Source organism: Bacteriovorax sp. DB6_IX, from assembly GCF_000447775.1.
Taxonomy (GTDB): domain Bacteria; phylum Bdellovibrionota; class Bacteriovoracia; order Bacteriovoracales; family Bacteriovoracaceae; genus Halobacteriovorax_A.
In genome coordinates this window covers 1-16,711 of record NZ_AUNJ01000063.1, presented here as the reverse complement: position 1 = coordinate 16,711, position 16,711 = coordinate 1, and the positions used below count along the sequence as shown (strand labels likewise).

The following is a 16,711-nucleotide window of genomic DNA, read 5'->3' as shown; positions in this document are numbered from 1 at the left end:
CTGGCCCTGTCGCAATTATTAATGAACTTATTAGGAGTTTAGATGAAAGAAAGTATTGATATTGAAAAAGCAAGTATGAATGATATGGGAAGAGTTGCAGAAATTATTCGTTCTTCAGCATCTTGGTATGAACCATTTCTAGCAGAGAAAGATTATGACCAACACTATGTTGATGAGAAGTGGGCAGAAGACAACTTTAAAAAAAGAAATTTCTTCGTCGGTAAGAAGGACGATGGAAAGATTGTTGGAACAGTCACAACACAATACTTTGGTAAGGATACTTATCTGGGATATGTTTATCTTGATGCAGATGAAACCGGAAAAGGTTTTGGTAAGGACTTAATTAAATTTGCAGAAAAAGATTCTCGTAAAAGAGGGCAGGACTCAATGATCCTTATCGCTCATCCTAAAGCTCATTGGGCAATCAAGGCCTATGAGAGATATGGGTTTGAAAAAATTGCTGAAAAGAAGTTTGAGGTCGTTTCTTATAATGATGGAATTTTAAAAGATTATTATGAGGAAGGATTTCACCTCTACAAATATAAGCTTGCATAAACTCAAGGCCCCTCTTTTGAGGGGCTTTTTTGTCTCAATTTTGCCATATTTATAAAGACACTTGAATTTTTTGCTACTTAAAGTATCATTAAAACATGGCCATTACATTACAGGACGTAAAAAAGAAAAATTCACAGGAAAGTGACTCCTTACTCGAAATTATCTTAAAGAGAAAAGAGAAGAAGGCTAAGTTGCGCCAAAAGGGTGCCGCTAAGAAGAGGCTGCAAAGGCCTTGGGAAAATTCTGATGAATCAATTGAAGTCCGTGGCCATGGGCGCTCGTCAATTATGAAGCCCTTTGTTAAGGGAATTCCCCCAGAAGAACAGATGACAGAAGAAGAGAAACTTCTTCATAAAATCACGGTAAAAGCGAGAAAGCTTTTTGCAAATCTTAATTTAAGCGATCTTTGAAAGCCTGTGTGCAACAGGGTCTTCAGGGAAGAGCTCGACTTGTGCCATTGGCTTCTCTTCTAGTGAATCTAGAATAGCCGCTTCATCTTCTCTAAGAACATGAGTCTTAGAGATATAATCGGCAATACTCTTCATATCTTTTCTAAAGTAGATTGTGACAAATGGAATAAATGAGAGGAGGTTACAAAAGAGATAACCAACAGATCTCGTAAATGCTTCTTTAGCACTTAATTCCCCATTTCTATTTCCATTTCCATAAACTTGAAGTTTAAAAAGCATCTTTCCTAGGGTCTTCCCGTTATTGAGATAATAAGAGAAGAAAAAGTAACTAGTGTAAACAATGGCCAGTGAGAGGTTGTATGAACCAGAAAAGAGAGTTTTCGCAACATCTCGATGGGTAAGGGCCATATTTGTAATGAAGCCATTCACAAAGCTCATCCAAGTAAAGCAGATAAAATTAGTCAGAAGAACAATACAGTAGAGATCAAAAACAAATGCATATGTTCGACTCTTTCTGACTTCATTCTTAGCAGGAAGTTTAGGTGTGAGATTGTGAATAGTTGTAAAGGTCTTCGCTTTTTCCATCATAAGCCCTATCGGTAGGGGCTTAGAGAAAATAAATGATCTTCCTTTGTTTCAATGGAGGCGGCAAATTCTACATATTTACTTGAGCTGTTTGGTTTTACCTAAGTTGGCCTTTAATTGATTACTTCAGATTAAAGAATGTCCGATTATATTGATACATATTAATTAACTTGGAGGGGTTTATCGACCAACCAAAACAACTGAACAAAACAGTGTTCTTTTCATCATGTGGATTTATTCTCTTGATTACTATTCTGGGATCTGTTTTTCCCAAATTTTTAGAAAGTGTCTTTAATGATATTCAGGGCTGGCTCATCACAAATACGAGTTGGATCTATATCTTATCAGTAGGCGCCATTATGATCTTTTCTCTATGGCTGATGATTAGCCGAATGGGTGATATTAGATTGGGACCTGATCATTCCGAACCAGAGTATTCAAATATTTCTTGGTTTGCGATGCTATTTTCGGCGGGAATGGGGATTGGGCTACTTTTCTTTGGAGTTGCCGAGCCAATTATGCACTTAACGTCTCCACCTGTTGGAGAGCCTCTGAGCATTGATGCGGCCAGGGAGGCAATGAAGATTACCTTCTTTCACTGGGGTCTTCATGCTTGGGCGATTTACTCTACACTTGCCGTAATCTTAGCTTACTTTTGTTATAGAAAAGAATTACCACTTCTTCCACGGTCAGCTTTCTATCCAATTATTGGAGAGCGTATTCACGGAAAGATTGGTGATTTCATTGATACCTTTGCCATTATCGGAACGATGTTTGGAGTGGCAACTTCTCTTGGATATGGAGTGACTCAGGTTAATGCTGGTTTAAGTTATCTCTTTGGAATTGAGCAAAGTACAACTATTCAAGTTATGCTGATCGCGGGGATTACTTGTCTCGCAACAATCTCTGTTGTTCTCGGGCTTGATGGGGGGATTAAGAAGCTCTCTAATATCAACTTAGCCCTTGCAGGGATTTTACTTGTGGCCGTCATTCTTTTAGGTGATACGGTCTTTATTATGAAGTCCTATGTCCAAAATACCGGTGCTTATCTTTCAGATATTGTTTATAAAACTTTTAATCTCTATGCCTATGAAAAGAAAGAATCTTGGATTGGCGGTTGGACACTTCTTTATTGGGGATGGTGGATTTCATGGTCACCATTTGTTGGGATCTTCATTGCAAGAATTTCGAAAGGAAGAACGATTCGTGAATTCATGTGTGGGGTTATCTTTGTACCTACAGCATTTACATTTCTTTGGATGACTGTTTTTGGGAACTCTGCCATTGCTCTTGCAATGAAAGACTCTGGAAAAGATCTTATCGAGACTGTGAACTCAAATGTTCCAGTTGCTCTTTTTAAGTTCTTTGAGGCCTTTCCAATGTCCACAGGACTAGCGGTTCTAGGATTATTTCTCGTTGTGACCTTCTTTGTCAGTTCGTCTGACTCGGGATCACTGGTTATTGACACTCTTGCCTCTGGTGGGGATGAAGAACCACCTGTATGGCAAAGAGTTTTTTGGGCCGTTTTAGAGGGTGTTGTTGCGGCAACTCTCTTATTAGCTGGTGGGCTAGGAGCTCTACAGACAATGACAATTGCCTCGGCCTTTCCAATGATGTTTCTCATTGTTATTGCGGCCGGAGCATTCGTGAAATCTCTACGCCAAGATTACATGCTGATGAACTCAGTTCAAAACCATACAACAACTGTTCAATATGCTCAGGCCTCAACAAGTTGGAAGGATCGCATTGAATCACTTGTGACCCATCCAAAACTTAAAGAAGTTAAGGTCTATATGGTGGATGTTGTTGAGCCGGCGCTTGAGGATCTTTGCAAAGAATTTAATTCATCTGGTCTTGAGTCCAAGGTGACAAAGTCTGAAGAAAGGGTGGAGCTTGAAGTAAAAAAATCGGGAGTAGAAGATTTCTACTACGCGATTAGACTGAGACGTTTTGCCACACCAGAATATGCTCAAGAGGATAACGAGTCCTATTGTCGAGCGGAAGTTTTCCTTCTAAGTGGTGGACAACACTACGATATTTACGGTTACAACAAAGACCAAATTATCGCAGATGCTATTACTCAATATGAGAAACACGTCCACTTCCTCCACGTTTCTGGATCAGAACTCTATGAATAAATAATATAGCTTCGGTTTTTACGAATTGAAAAGTCGTAAAACCGAAGCTATTATGATTTCATGAAAAGACTCAAAGATATCAACTGGAATCATTTATACAGCTTCTATGAAGTGGCCAAGGCCCAATCTCTTAAAAAGGGAGCTCAGGCAACGGGAACTTCTCCATCAACTATGAGTGAGCAACTTAAGAGGCTCGAGACGAAACTGGGGAGTAAGCTCTTTTTTCGAGAACCGAAAGGTCTTAGGTTAACTTCTGATGGTGATTTGCTCTTTGAAAGATGCAAGGTGATGTTTGAAGAGGGGAGCAAGCTCCTTGAGTTTTTCTCAGAAGATGTGGTCGGCGGTTATCCTGTGAATGTAGGAATCGAAGAGGCCATCTCTTATGATATTGCCGCGGAATTTTGTTCTCAGTATTGGGATATGTATACGGAGTATGGAACGGTTAATACCCTGAGGCAGGCCGAAAGTACAATTCTGATGGAGAACTTGAGCCGCGGAAATATTGATTGGGCGATTTCTCTTCAAAAGCCTCGTCGCAATAGTTTGGATTATGCAGAGATTGGATCATTTGAAATTCACTTTTGTTGTTCAGATGATCTCTACGATAAGTTCATCGATAAGAAAGATATTATTAAGAATATTCCACTTGCTCAAAGTTTTTGGGACAAAGGTTTAAATAGAGAGATTGATAAGTATCTGAGGGCCAATGATATCGTGCCAAAGGAAAAGCTCTTTAGTGACCACCCTGAGTTTATTAAAAAGCTTTGCCAAAGAGGTCGTTGTATCATGATTCTTCCACAGAATCCTCTTGGGGATTATGAAGGATTAAAATCTTTAACTCTTGAGTCAGCTGTTAAGCTTCCCCTTTATGCCATTTGGAAAAGAGGTGATGAGGGGCTAATTTCGATTAAAAAGCTTAAGGAATTAATTAAGTCTAAACTTTCTGAGATTCCTTCACGCTATGAAGATGTGGAGCTTCAAATTGAGGTTTCTGAAATTTCTGATGAACTCTTAAAGTGAGATAAGATCGGCCATTGATAGTTTGACAAAAATGGATTCGATGGCCTCGACACTTGCACTTTGATGGTGAGACTTGGTGACTTGAATTATCGAGTCGACAGACTTAGTCCCATCTGAGAGTTGCCAGATATCTCTAATGACTTCATTGGTTGCATAAGACTTTCCGTTATCATTTACTAGAACAAATCCAGCTTCATTCTGTTTAACGAGCAGTCCTTTCTTTTGTGGGTATTGTTTATTAATCTCGCTCATAGCTTGATTCTACAGTCGCAGATTAAATTCTCAATAAATTCTTAGGGGGCTTCGGAATCGCCGAAACCAAGTCCACTACTGGCGGACTTGGCCTTGTAATTCATTGAGTTTATTAAGAGCTTGAAGTGGAGTGAGATTATTCAAATCAAGAGATGAAAGTTCATCTTCCACTTTTTTAAGATGTTCTGGGACCTGTGCTATTGTTTCAATGCTAAAGAAGTCCAATTGCTGCTCATCTGCTTTTGAAGCTTTTTCTGACTTCGTCAAAAGCCCATCAGTTGAGTTGTGATTCTTTTCCATTGTTCCAAGAATTTGCTGACTTCTTTTTAGAACGTCATCTGGGATTCCTGCAAGCTTAGCAACATAGATACCAAAACTTTGTGAGGCCGCTTGCTCAATGAGTCTGTAGAGGAATTGAACATTTCCGTTCTTATTCATCGTCTCAACAGTGAGGTTTTTGGCCTGTGGGTAGTTATTCGCAAGCTCAATCAGTTCATGATAGTGAGTTGCAAAGAGACAGATTGATTTTGTCTTTTCAATAAAGTGTTCAACAAGGGCCCACGCGATAGAGAGTCCATCGTAAGTCGAAGTTCCTCGACCAACTTCATCTAAAATAATGAGTGATCTCTCACTTGCATGTCTGATGATCTCAGCAGTTTCTGCCATCTCAACCATAAAAGTTGATTGACCTTTTAAAATATCATCACTGGCTCCAAGACGACTAAAGAGGTAGTCACATAGTGAAACCTTTGCGGCGGCTGCTGGAACGAATGAACCAATTTGAGTGAGAAGTTGAATAATGGCGACCTCTCTCATTACCGTCGTCTTACCGGCCATGTTTGGACCTGTAATAAGACCGAAGTAAGCGTCATTATTTAAATTAAGATCATGACAAACAAATTGATCTTTAATTGCTGATTTAATTAAAGGGTGCCATGCACCTTCAAGTTTAACTTCTTTAACTTCAGAACTAAGCTCTGGACAATTAAAGTCTTCACTTCTTGCAATCCAGGCAAATGACTGGAGGATATCTAGATCAGCTAGAGTTGAAGCAAGTGTTCTAATTAGCGGAGTCTTCTCTGAAACTTCAGCAATAATGGCCTTGAAGATTTCTCTTTCAAGTTTTTCAAGTCTCTCCTTGGCCATGACCATTTCTTTTTCAAACTCAGAGAGCTCTTCAGTCATATATCTTTCAGAGTTCACAAGAGTTTGTCTTCTCATAAAAGAAGCTGGAACTTTATCCGTGTGAGTTTTTGAAACTTCAATAAAGTAACCGGCCACATTATTTGATTTAATTTTTAGTTTTGGTATTCCCGTCTCATCGCGGTATCTCTGCTCAAGTGCGAGAAGCTCTCCAGAGGCATTTTGACTAAGTTTAGCAAGACGATCTCTTTCTGGATGCGCCCCATCTTTAATAAGGTTTCCCTTATCGAGATTGGCCCCAATCTCATCATTAATTGTCTTCTCAATTGTCGCTCTAAGCTCCTGAAGTGACTTCAGCTCTTTCTTTTTAAGAGCAGCGAAAATATTGATTGGAAGATCTGAAAGAGTTTCAGATAGGGCCGTGAAAACCTCTACTGATTTTGAAATATTGAGAAGGTCTCCAGCATTGGCCTTATTCGTCGCGACCTTGGCTAGAATTCTTTCGAGATCTCGAATTGTCGATAATTCCTCTCTCGTTTCAATGAGTTTTTCATCTTGATCAAGGAAGTATCTTACAACAGATTGTCTCTGTGTAATGGCCTTGGCATCTGTTAGAGGAGTTGTAAAAACTTCTTTTAACATTCTTGAACCAAGAGCAGTCTTAGTCTTATCCATAAATCCTAGAAGTGATTCACTATATGACTCACGAGATTTAGGGAGAATCTCAAGTCCTGTTAGAGTTGGAACTGTGACTTTCATAAACCCTGTTTCACTGACGAGTGAGAATGGGTGAACGTGCGTGAACTCCTCAAGAGACTGAGTTGAACAAATATAATAAGCAAGGGCACCAATTGGTGCTAGAGTCAGGGCATTTTCTTGAATCACCTGATCACGCTTAAAAGTTGGAATTAATTTCTCTGTGAAAATTTCCGTGTACTTTGGATCAAAGTATTCTTGAGATAGGTGAGTGACAAGAGTTCCCATGTGAGTGAGAAGAGTCTCCATCTCAGCGTGATCATCCCACTGTCCAAGGTATGTGATAAATTCCTTTGGAGAGAGAACACGAACTTTCTCAAGTAGGTCTTCAAATGTTTTTACCTGGTATCCTTTGAAGGCTCCGGTTGTAAAATCCAAGGCCATTGCAAAGTACTCACCATCTTGAGTATAAGTTGAAACAATGTAATGAGTTTGAGTGCTGTCTGATTTATCCAGATCATATGGGATCCCAGGACTGACAACTTGAGTTACTGCACGTTGAACAATTCCTTTGGCCTCTTTCGGGTCTTGGACTTGCTCACAGATTGCAACTTTCATTCCGTGTGCCGTGATGCGATCAATATAAGTGGCCGCAGCATGATGAGGAATTCCCGCCATTGGAATTGGGTTGTCCCCAATTTTTCCACGATGAGTGAGAGCAATATTTAAAAGGCGAGTTGTGTTTTGAGCATCTTCAAAGAAAACTTCGTAGAAATCTCCCATCCTAAAGAAGAGAATATGTTCGCGATAGTTGAGCTTAATAGAATGATACTGCTCCATCATTGGAGTAAGCTTAACACCAGATGCGACGATTTTTTCAATTTGAAGTTGTGACATGTCTCTCAAGTCCTCGAATTTATATGTTGTGTGTGGAGAATGAACATACCATAGGGGCAGTGAAGCTTCTAGGATGAATTTTGGAGAGCTGCATCAAGCATATGAAATTATGTATTCCAAATCACTTGTGGTATAATTTTTGCTAGACTCAACCACACAAGTATCCCACTGGAGGGGACTTTGTTAAATTGGCGACAAAACGCGACTCTATCTGCGTTCTTTATAATATGCTTCGGCGTCATTTTCTTTAGTGCCACGCTAAATATGGATGACGACAGATTTTCGAATAATATGGATGACTCGGCCGATTCCTTGGCCAGTGAGAGTTATTTCAAGCGTGCCGACTATTACCTTGTGGGAAAGGACAAGTCTAACTTCCACCTCTTTTCAGATGAATTGATCCACAACCAAAGTCTTCGACAGTTAATTCTGACGGGACCTAATGGTGTTGTCTTTTCTAGAACAGGGGAGCCGATCTATTACTCTTCTGAAAGTGGTTTCTATGACGTTGCAAGAAAGTTTCTTCATCTGAATCGTAGCGTTGTTGTGAGAAGTCGAACGGCGACAATTCACTCCGATTCATTAAAGTATGATGATGAGAATAAATTGGTTAGTGCCAAGGGCGATGTCTTTTCTAAGACTCAGAATTACGACCAATTCTATGAAGTGAGAATTAATAGCGATGAGCTAGATTACTTTCCTGAAAGAGAGCTGATGAACTACCGTGGATCAGTAGATGGGAAGATCGAGAGAAAGCGCCTTTATGAGGCCCCTGTCTTTCTCAAAGCGGATAAAATGACCTTCAAAATGATAGAGAAAATGGCCACTTTGGATGGTAATGTTTCTATTAAAAAACAAGGGGTTACCGCATTATCTCGTAGTGGAGAAATATTTCTAGAAAACTATAATAAAAAACTCAAGTATTTTGCGCTTTATGACGATGTGATTGTTAAGGAGCTTGTGAAACCTCCTGGGAAGAAAAGCTTTGAGAGAAAGTCCTACAGTGAAAAACTAGAAGGTCATAACTCAGAGGGAAAGATAGTCTTACTTGGATATCCAAAAGTCTATCAACATAGTGATGTTCTGAAAGGAAATATCATTATTCTCAGAGAGAACAGCGAGACGATCGAAGTCGATGACGCGAATACTAACTTCAAACTGAGGTAATATGAGCGAAACGAAGGCGAAACTTGAAGCGAAAAATCTTCAAAAAACCTATAGCGGTCGTACAGTTGTTAAAGATGTAAGCTTGGATGTTGAACAAGGTGAAGTTGTAGGTCTACTTGGACCAAACGGAGCTGGAAAGACAACATCATTTTATATGATCGTTGGGCTAGTGAAAGCTGATAAAGGTGGAATCACATTATCAGGAAAAGACTTAACACTAGATCCAATTCATAAGAGAGCTTTAAAGGGGGTTGGTTATCTTCCCCAAGAAGCCTCGGTATTTAGAGATTTAACAGTTGAAGCAAATATTTATGCGGTCCTAGAGAATAGATTATTACCTAAGGCCAAGAAGAAGACGCTGTTAAATTCTTTGATAAAAGACTTTGGTCTAGATCACATTAGAGATTCAAAGGGTTCGGCCCTCTCTGGTGGAGAAAGAAGAAGAGTGGAGATCGCAAGAACCCTCGCACTTGAGCCAAAGTTTGTTTTATTGGATGAACCATTTGCTGGTGTTGATCCTCTTGCTGTTAGTGATATCCAAACGGTTATCACAAGTTTGAAGAGAAGAAATATCGGTGTTTTGATAACAGACCACAATGTTCGCGAGACGCTAGGAATTGTTGATCGAGCATATATCATGAATAGTGGTGAACTCCTTGTGAGCGGGACGCCTGAGGAGATAGTCAATAACGAAAGAGCACGGAAGTTCTACTTAGGAGAAGAGTTTAAGATGTAAGACTGCTTCTCCACCTAATTAGAAGGTGTTTTTTTATGGCAGTTAAACTTTCCCAAAACTTAAAGCTTAGTCAAAATCTTATGATGACTCCTCAGCTTCAACAGGCCATTAAACTGTTGACGTTGAATCACCTAGAGATGACTGACATGATTGCCAATGAGATGGTTGAGAATCCAATGCTCGAAGAGATGAGGGCAGGAGAGGGATCATCTGATAACACTGACTATAGTCTTGAATCGCTTGAATCAAATGGGAAGGAAGCGTCGGCTCAAGATTTCAACGAAGACACTCTCGTATCCAAACAAGATGATAGTATTGATTGGCAACAATATGTTGATAGCTACAATGCAACTTCATCACAACCAAATATGGCCTCTGGTCCAGTATCTCCTGATGAAATGCCTAACTATGAAAATATGGTTTCAAAGGGAATGTCTCTTGCTGAACACTTAGAGTGGCAATTGAGAATGGAAGACCTGAGCGCAGATGAACTTAATCTTGCTCTGGAAATTATTCATAATATTAATGATGATGGGTACCTCGATACAACTTTTGATGAACTTTTTGAAGCAAGTGGTTTCGTTGAAAAATTTGAAAGAGAAGAGGCCCTTGATGTTCTTGAGTTAGTTCAAAGACTTGATCCCGTTGGATGTGGGTCAGAGAACCTAACAGATTGTCTTCTTGCTCAAGCCAGAATTGCTGAAGAGAGATCACCATTACTAGAAAAAATTATTAGAAATCACTTAACAGATTTAAAGAATAGAGACTTCAAAAAAATTGAAGCGGCCACAGGTGTTTCTCAAGAGCATATTGAAGAAACAGCTAAGCTTCTTCATAACTTTCACCCTAAACCAGGCCGACTGGTTTCATCAGGTGATACTCACTATGTAACACCAGATGTTTATGTTGTTGAAGTTGGTGGAGAGTTTGTTGTCCAAGTCAATGACGATGGGATTCCACGTCTAAGGATTTCAAAGCTTTATCAAGATATGTTGAATTCTGTTGATAGTCTTGAAAATAAAGAAGCAAAAGATTTTGTACAAGAAAAATTAAAGTCAGCTTTATGGCTAATTAAGTCGATAGGTAATCGACAGAAAACAATTGAAAGAGTGGCCAATAGTATTGTGAAAAAACAGCAAAACTTTTTCAAGAAAGGACCGAAACATTTAAAGCCAATGGTTCTAAAAGATGTGGCCAACGAAATTGGAATGCACGAATCGACAGTATCTCGTGTGACTTCTAATAAGTATATGCACACGCCAATTGGAATGTTTGAGTTGAAGTATTTCTTCAACACGGGAATCGGTGGAAAGAATGGTGGTGTCGATGTCGCAGGTGAAGTTCTAAAGCTTAAGATCAAAGAATTGATTGAAGCTGAGAACCCTAAGAAGCCTCTTTCGGACCAAAAAATTGCCGATGTTTTGAGTCGAGAAGACGTAAAAGTTGCCAGGCGAACAGTCGCTAAGTATCGAGAAATGCTTGGGATTTTGTCGTCGGCCAAACGAAAAGTAAAATAGGGCGATACTCTAAAAGTGGAGGTTTAGACTTAAGCTCATACAAACGAGATAAAAAACAAACACCCGGCCATCGCAACGAACGATAGGCCATAAAAGAAAAAATCTAGGAGCGGGACGTTTATGAAAGTAACTATCACATTTAGACACCTTGAGCACACACCATCTCTTGACGAGAGGATTCATGAAAAATCAAGCAAGTTGTCTAAGTATCTAGGTGGCAAGTCTCAAATCAAATGGAGTTGCTATGTTAAGGAAGGAAACCACTACGCAGAGGTTGACCTTCAAGGACCGAATTACAATTATCATGCAACAGGGCATTCAGATAGTTTATATAAAACAATCGATCTCGTTGTTGCGAAAATCGAGAAGCAAATTCATAAGAAGAAAGAAAAGCTTACAGCTAAGAAAAGTAGAAAGGCCCACAAGGATCTTGAGATTCTTGAGCCAGAAGCAGCGTGGACTGATTACGACGAAAATAATTTCGAAGACGTTGCCTAATTTATTTTTTAACAGGGTACGTGCTGAAACACCCTTTTAAATAAGAGAGAATAAAAGGACCCTAGAATTAGGGTCCTTTTTCTTTTTTACTCTACCATAAAAAAATCTTGCCAAGGCCATTCAAATAATTATACGTTCGCAAAAGAGATATTAAATCCTAAAGGGGTGCTCCTGCGTGGGAGCTGAGACTTTGACTTTGCATCGAAGGACCCTTTGAACCTGATTCGGTTAGCACCGACGTAGGGATTAGGAAGTCATTTTTTGCATACCTAATTGCGTCCGCGCCGAATCTCACTATTTATAGGGAGATTCTATGAAAAAACTATTATTCACTTCTTTTATCAGTCTTGTCACAGGCCATGCTCTGGGGATGGAGACGATCACTGTTTATGGAAGTCTTGTTGAAAAAGACCTTTATAGCGAGTCTAGCTCATTGAGTTTGAAAACAGCTGACGATGTCGATGACCAGGAGGCCTCGCACTTTGATGAACTTTTGAAAACGATTCCTAATCTTAATATGAGCTCTGGTACTTCTCGGGGAAGATTCTTTCAGGTTCGTGGGATTGGAGAGCGTTCTTCTTATGAAGGCATGCCAAATCATAGTGTCGGCTTCGTAGTCGATGATATTGATTATAGTGGAATCTCTGGTGGGGTTGACCTTACTTCTATGTCCCAAGTGGAAGTCTACAAGGGACCACAGGCCACGAGACTCGGTCCAAGTGCACTGGCGGGAATGATTCATATGACATCGATGAACCCATCGAAAAAATTTCAAGCACAGGGCTCATTAAAGGTTGGAAATTATAAAACTTGGGAGGAGTCTATTGGATTTGCAGGTGCTCTAAATGATAAGATCACGGCTTCTCTGAGCCTCTCTAAGAAAGACTCTGATGGGTATATTAGAAATGATTATCTTAAACGTGATGACACAAATGGAGTTGATGAATTCTCTGCAATTTCAAAGTTTGAAGGTCGCTTTAGTGGTTTAAAAACTCGTTTAACTCTTCATCTCTTTGATACAGATAATGGTTATGATATTTTCAATCATGTTAATTCTAATAAGACTATTTCAGATAAACCTGGGCGTGATGATCAGCAGACTCTTTCACAGGCCTTGAGACTTGAAAAGACATTTGCACAGAGTTGGCAGACGATCACGATTTTAACTCATCAATATACTAAACAGGTTTATAGTTATGATGAGGATTGGGGAAATGATTCTTACTGGAATGATCTTCCTGGTTATAATGCTAATTATAATTACGATATTGTATTCCCAAAAACACGTGAGGACTGGAGCTTAGATCAGCGTTTCGTCAAAGATCAGAAACTTATTTTTGGGGGATATTTTAAAAAGAGCAAAGAAGATTTCCAAGAGCTTGGCCTTAAGAATAATGCTCAGAGAAAGAATACTTTTGGAGACTACGATGCAAAGACAATCGCCCTTTATTTTGAAAATGAATCTTCTTTAAGTGAGAAATCAAGTTTTGGGTATGGATTGCGTATAGAGAGACGAGAGGCTGACTATCAGGATAGTCTAGGAAATGACTTTTCTCCAAATGAGACAATGTTTGGAGGACATCTTACATATAATATAAAGCCAGCGCCCCTTGATCTCTATTACTTGAAGCTATCAAAAGGTTATAAAGCGGGAGGAGTTAATACTTCTACTGATGTACCGCAAAATCGCAAGAAGTTTAAGGCGGAAAATCTCTATAGTTTTGAAGTTGGACAGAAAAAGATTTGGAGTGAATCACAGTTAGAGACAAAGCTCTCGGCCTTTGTGATGTATCGAGAAGATATTCAGGTTAAAACATCTTTTCAAGATGACCCAATGGACCCAAGCTCTTATACATTCTATAATGACAATGCTACAGATGGTTTTAATTATGGAGTAGAGTTTGAGACTGACTGGAAACCGCTTCCACAATTAGATATTATTTCATCTCTCGGTCTTCTTAAAACAGAATATGGTAATTACTCTTATGAAAGTACAAATCTTAAGGGAAGACAAATGCCTCATTCTCCTGAATATCAGTTCAACACTTTTATGAAGTATCACTTCTCTCATGGTTTCTATACAAGTTTGAATTACTTTATGAGCGATAATTACTATTACTCAAATTCTCACTCTCAGAAATCGACTCCTTATCAATTAGTTGATTTGGTTTTGGGACACAAATTTAAGTCTTTAAATATTTCTGTTTGGGCGAAGAATATCTTTAATGAGAGTTATGCCAAACGAGGGTTCTATTTTGCTAATATGCCACCAAATTGGAGTGATGAGAGATATACTCATCGTGGTGCTCCAAGAACTTACGGAGCAAGTTTGAAATTTAAATTCTAGAAGACCATATCTATGGCCATTGAAATATATTCTGATGATCTGAAGTCTTCTTCTTTTCTAAAGATTGTTCCAATGGCCCCTTGGACAAAGATCCAGTCTTTAAAAATGAGTTGACGATAGTTTGTCGCGATTTGATAGCGGTTGTAATAGGCCGCTTCTTTTATAATATATGATGTACCGATAGAGTAGGAGATGGCCCTACGGGTTGAGAGCTTATGTAAGAAAGAGAGAGTATGGTTACCTGTGAACTTGGGAGACTTCTCTTCCCAGCCTAGAGAAACTTCGAATTTTAATTTATTTTCATCCCCCATATCTCGAGTCCAAATAAACTCACTTGTTTCACTAAGTTCGTCGATCCTATAGTAATTAATTTTCTGAATAAGTGAAAACTCATTTTTCTTATAGAAGAAACTTCTCTTTAAGCGAAATTTAACAAAGGGATCTAGAGGAACATCAACTCGCATCCCCGCATCGGCGGAGATATTCCAACGCTTCTTCTCTAAAAGAAAATATCTGAGGGCGGCGGCATAGCGTGAGTTCTTAAGTCCGTCACCTAATTCATTCTTTACCAGTGTCTGATCATCATTAGTAAGAAATGAGTTAGAGTCTTCATCTTCATTAATCTTTTCAAGAATCAGGTTGGCCTTCTTTGATATCTTAGGAAATTTTGCACGGACTTTGATATCAGTTTCGACCACTTCTTGACGGGCCTCTTCAAAAGTAACACGGTAATTAAAACGAATATAAGAATCGTTAATATCTTCTTCGAAATCTTCATTTACAAAGAAGCTATCCACGTTTCCAATAAGTCTTTTCCAGGTTTTTGAGACCTTTTTCTGGGCCTTGTCAACGCGCTCCAGGTTGCTAGTTTGCTGAGCAAGGACATGACTTGATAGTGTAAGAATAAAGAAGAAAACTAACGTCTGTTTTATAGGAACCTTCCAAAAATAATTTCAAAAAATATTGTTAAGACTATTATAGGCAAGGGCAACCCAAGAATACAAGCGATCAGATAATCTCGCACTTGGACGCCTGATAATGCCAAGGCATAGTTAACAGGTGGAAAGGTTTGAAATACTAGTCTCAGAATGAGCATGGACTTTATTGGTGTGTGATCAAGGTTGTCGAGAGTTTTGATAATAAATCGATTCTTGATTTTTTTTAGTGCATCTTTTCCAAGATAATTTACTAAGTAAAAGCTAACCAGACAAGAAATGACTGCTGCCAAGTAAGTGAGTAGCGGTCCGTAGAATTTTCCAAGTGATGTGATCGCTGCAACTAGAAAAATCCATCCCGGGATTTGTATGAGATTGGCGGCAGAAAAAAGAAGGATGAATATAGTGGAAGATATAAAAATATTTTTCACAAAGAGGGATTGAAGATAATCAATTGTGACGATCTGTCTTAGCCCTGTAAGTTCTGCTAGGATAAAGAGTATGACAAAGAATGTAATAATCAGTATTATTTTTCTCATAACACTTCAAGTATAGAGGGGATTATGTCTAAAGGCGATATTATTTATAGTTCTGATGGTTCAGGAGTTAATCTTGTTAAGAAGAATAAGAAGAAGCCTGTTTATCAAGATATTGTTCCAGCTCAAACAACTTTAAAGTTAAGAATTGAAAAGAAGGGAAGAGGAGGTAAGTCAGTTACCGTGATTTTTGAACTTCCTGAGAATCCTGATTACTTTAAGAAGTTAGCTAAGAAGTTGAAGTCTCATTGTGGTACTGGTGGAAGCTTTAAAGAGGGGCAAATTGAGATTCAAGGGGATCAAAGAGAGAAGATCCGTGCCTTCTTAATTAAAGAAGGCTTCACTATCAAGGGCTAGTACTCAATACACTCTGTTAGAATGATTTGCTGATTTTCAAGAATAATGAGTCCATTAGATTCACTACGCGAAAGGTGGAGTGAAATATCATTATTTTTAAAGTCGACATCTTGTGATGTGATATTAAGGTTTTCTTCTTCCATAGGCATTGGAGAAACAGCATCTCCTTGTAAGAATAAGAGATAAGTAAATCCTGAGTCGGGAGAAGTTTTTACAACAATATCGACATTTTCAACACTTGAGCGGCATTGAATTTCAAGGGCCATAGAGTAAGTTGAAAATAGTAGGCAAAGAGTCAGTAAGATTTTTTTCATAAGTCACTATAGGTTGATTTATATTTGGCCTCAATCTCATTGAAGAATTTTCAGGAGTTTAATTTCTCTTTTTTCTTTTAAGTCTTTCAGTTCTGGCCTGATACTTTCTGGCCTTGAGCTCTTCAATCGTTAAGAAGCCGTCTCTATTGGCATCAAGTCTTTGAAAAAGGGCCTTTTTAGAAAGCATATATTCTTTGTAAGAGATTTTCCCATCAGCATTGGTGTCAATAATACTCATTTGACCTTTTTGACGACGAGTTGGTTTGGGTTGAACTTGAAGTTGGGCCTGTTGATTCTTTTGCATCTTCTCTTTCTTTTCTTCTTCGAGCTCTAATAATTCCAATTCATCTAATTTATCACCAGAATCAGAACTTGAACTTACAACATCATCAGACGTTTTATTCACCTTCTTAAAGGCACATGATGTCGTTCCAAGAACTAAGAGAGAGATTAATAGGTATTTCATAAAGGCTCCTTTCTATGTAATATATTTTCTATGATATCTTTCAACAGGTCAAAAATATTATGCAAATATTCCAAGACTTAGGGCTTCTCGGGCTCTTTCTCGCAAGTTTTTTGGCCGCAACTTTCCTACCTTTTTCTTCTGA

17 protein-coding genes and 1 riboswitch are annotated in these 16,711 nt (G+C 38.8%); of the genes, 10 read left to right on the top strand and 7 right to left on the bottom strand.

Going from position 1 to position 16,711, the window contains the following annotated elements; translation table 11 throughout:
• Positions 1-42: 42 nt before the first annotated feature.
• Together M901_RS02005 and M901_RS02000 are read left to right on the top strand one after the other, a co-directional pair.
• Positions 43-555 (top strand): GNAT family N-acetyltransferase, encoded by a 513-nt coding sequence (locus M901_RS02005; protein WP_021276474.1) that lies wholly within the window; start codon positions 43-45, stop codon positions 553-555.
• A 95-nt stretch (positions 556-650) separates the two neighbouring features.
• A complete protein-coding gene (locus tag M901_RS02000; protein WP_034719611.1) occupies positions 651-965 on the top strand; it encodes a hypothetical protein in 315 nt (104 codons plus the stop codon).
• Here M901_RS02000 and M901_RS01995 read toward each other — a convergent pair.
• Entirely contained in the window at positions 951-1,550 is a 600-nt protein-coding gene (locus M901_RS01995) for an RDD family protein (protein WP_034719609.1), read from the bottom strand. The two genes, M901_RS02000 and M901_RS01995, sit on opposite strands and share 15 nt — an antisense overlap.
• 182 nt (positions 1,551-1,732) lie before the next feature.
• Between M901_RS01995 and M901_RS01990 the strand changes: the two genes are divergently transcribed.
• Positions 1,733-3,688: a BCCT family transporter gene (locus M901_RS01990; RefSeq protein ID WP_034719614.1), complete on the top strand. Its 1,956-nt coding sequence runs from the start codon at positions 1,733-1,735 to the stop codon at positions 3,686-3,688.
• 60 nt (positions 3,689-3,748) lie between these two features.
• A complete protein-coding gene (locus M901_RS01985; RefSeq protein WP_021276477.1) occupies positions 3,749-4,708 on the top strand; it encodes a LysR family transcriptional regulator in 960 nt (319 codons plus the stop codon).
• Here the strand turns inward: M901_RS01985 and M901_RS01980 are convergent.
• Positions 4,700-4,960: a PqqD family protein gene (locus tag M901_RS01980; RefSeq protein ID WP_021276476.1), complete on the bottom strand. Its 261-nt coding sequence runs from the start codon at positions 4,958-4,960 to the stop codon at positions 4,700-4,702. The two genes, M901_RS01985 and M901_RS01980, sit on opposite strands and share 9 nt — an antisense overlap.
• A gap of 75 nt (positions 4,961-5,035) precedes the next feature.
• Positions 5,036-7,696 carry a DNA mismatch repair protein MutS gene (gene mutS, locus M901_RS01975; RefSeq protein ID WP_021276487.1) on the bottom strand — a complete coding sequence of 887 codons (2,661 nt, stop codon included), beginning with the start codon at positions 7,694-7,696 and terminating at the stop codon, positions 5,036-5,038.
• Between the two features lie 180 nt (positions 7,697-7,876).
• On the opposite strand from mutS, the gene M901_RS01970 reads away from it, so the two are divergent.
• The 5 genes from M901_RS01970 to M901_RS01950 all read left to right on the top strand — a co-directional run bounded on the left by M901_RS01970 (position 7,877) and on the right by M901_RS01950 (position 13,961).
• Positions 7,877-8,863, top strand: coding sequence for an LptA/OstA family protein (locus tag M901_RS01970; protein WP_157679765.1), 987 nt, complete (start codon positions 7,877-7,879; stop codon positions 8,861-8,863).
• Between the two features lies 1 nt (position 8,864).
• Positions 8,865-9,599 (top strand): LPS export ABC transporter ATP-binding protein, encoded by a 735-nt coding sequence (gene lptB / locus M901_RS01965; protein WP_021276484.1) that lies wholly within the window; start codon positions 8,865-8,867, stop codon positions 9,597-9,599.
• 35 nt (positions 9,600-9,634) lie between these two features.
• Positions 9,635-11,116, top strand: coding sequence for an RNA polymerase factor sigma-54 (gene rpoN / locus M901_RS01960; RefSeq protein WP_021276485.1), 1,482 nt, complete (start codon positions 9,635-9,637; stop codon positions 11,114-11,116).
• A gap of 120 nt (positions 11,117-11,236) precedes the next feature.
• The gene (hpf, locus tag M901_RS01955; RefSeq protein WP_021276482.1) at positions 11,237-11,614 is read left to right on the top strand and encodes a ribosome hibernation-promoting factor, HPF/YfiA family; all 378 of its coding nucleotides are present in this window, start codon (positions 11,237-11,239) and stop codon (positions 11,612-11,614) included.
• A 151-nt stretch (positions 11,615-11,765) separates the two neighbouring features.
• Positions 11,766-11,877, top strand: a riboswitch (TPP riboswitch).
• Positions 11,878-11,927: 50 nt separating this feature from the next.
• Positions 11,928-13,961 carry a TonB-dependent receptor gene (locus tag M901_RS01950; protein ID WP_021276486.1) on the top strand — a complete coding sequence of 678 codons (2,034 nt, stop codon included), beginning with the start codon at positions 11,928-11,930 and terminating at the stop codon, positions 13,959-13,961.
• Here M901_RS01950 and M901_RS01945 read toward each other — a convergent pair.
• Together M901_RS01945 and M901_RS01940 are read right to left on the bottom strand one after the other, a co-directional pair.
• A complete protein-coding gene (locus M901_RS01945; protein WP_021276478.1) occupies positions 13,958-14,758 on the bottom strand; it encodes a hypothetical protein in 801 nt (266 codons plus the stop codon). The genes M901_RS01950 and M901_RS01945 overlap by 4 nt on opposite strands.
• Positions 14,759-14,889: 131 nt before the next feature.
• A complete protein-coding gene (locus M901_RS01940; RefSeq protein ID WP_021276473.1) occupies positions 14,890-15,435 on the bottom strand; it encodes a TVP38/TMEM64 family protein in 546 nt (181 codons plus the stop codon).
• 24 nt (positions 15,436-15,459) lie between these two features.
• On the opposite strand from M901_RS01940, the gene M901_RS01935 reads away from it, so the two are divergent.
• Positions 15,460-15,789, top strand: a complete 330-nt coding sequence (locus M901_RS01935) for a translation initiation factor (RefSeq protein WP_021276480.1) — start codon at positions 15,460-15,462, stop codon at positions 15,787-15,789.
• Here M901_RS01935 and M901_RS01930 read toward each other — a convergent pair.
• On the bottom strand, positions 15,786-16,103 hold the full coding sequence (locus tag M901_RS01930) for a hypothetical protein (RefSeq protein WP_021276475.1): 318 nt from the start codon (positions 16,101-16,103) through the stop codon (positions 15,786-15,788). The two genes, M901_RS01935 and M901_RS01930, sit on opposite strands and share 4 nt — an antisense overlap.
• A gap of 58 nt (positions 16,104-16,161) precedes the next feature.
• The gene (locus tag M901_RS01925; RefSeq protein ID WP_021276472.1) at positions 16,162-16,569 is read right to left on the bottom strand and encodes an EF-hand domain protein; all 408 of its coding nucleotides are present in this window, start codon (positions 16,567-16,569) and stop codon (positions 16,162-16,164) included.
• Positions 16,570-16,711 lie beyond the last annotated feature (142 nt).

Coding starts and splice junctions, on each gene's coding strand:
- M901_RS01930 (WP_021276475.1), bottom strand. CDS start 16,103: ATGAAAAAAATCTTACTGACTCTTTGCCTACTATTTTCAACTTACTCT.
- lptB (WP_021276484.1), top strand. CDS start 8,865: ATGAGCGAAACGAAGGCGAAACTTGAAGCGAAAAATCTTCAAAAAACC.
- M901_RS02000 (WP_034719611.1), top strand. CDS start 651: ATGGCCATTACATTACAGGACGTAAAAAAGAAAAATTCACAGGAAAGT.
- rpoN (WP_021276485.1), top strand. CDS start 9,635: ATGGCAGTTAAACTTTCCCAAAACTTAAAGCTTAGTCAAAATCTTATG.
- M901_RS01950 (WP_021276486.1), top strand. CDS start 11,928: ATGAAAAAACTATTATTCACTTCTTTTATCAGTCTTGTCACAGGCCAT.
- M901_RS01995 (WP_034719609.1), bottom strand. CDS start 1,550: ATGGAAAAAGCGAAGACCTTTACAACTATTCACAATCTCACACCTAAA.
- M901_RS01985 (WP_021276477.1), top strand. CDS start 3,749: ATGAAAAGACTCAAAGATATCAACTGGAATCATTTATACAGCTTCTAT.
- M901_RS01925 (WP_021276472.1), bottom strand. CDS start 16,569: ATGAAATACCTATTAATCTCTCTCTTAGTTCTTGGAACGACATCATGT.
- M901_RS01980 (WP_021276476.1), bottom strand. CDS start 4,960: ATGAGCGAGATTAATAAACAATACCCACAAAAGAAAGGACTGCTCGTT.
- M901_RS01935 (WP_021276480.1), top strand. CDS start 15,460: ATGTCTAAAGGCGATATTATTTATAGTTCTGATGGTTCAGGAGTTAAT.
- M901_RS01940 (WP_021276473.1), bottom strand. CDS start 15,435: ATGAGAAAAATAATACTGATTATTACATTCTTTGTCATACTCTTTATC.
- mutS (WP_021276487.1), bottom strand. CDS start 7,696: ATGTCACAACTTCAAATTGAAAAAATCGTCGCATCTGGTGTTAAGCTT.
- M901_RS02005 (WP_021276474.1), top strand. CDS start 43: ATGAAAGAAAGTATTGATATTGAAAAAGCAAGTATGAATGATATGGGA.
- hpf (WP_021276482.1), top strand. CDS start 11,237: ATGAAAGTAACTATCACATTTAGACACCTTGAGCACACACCATCTCTT.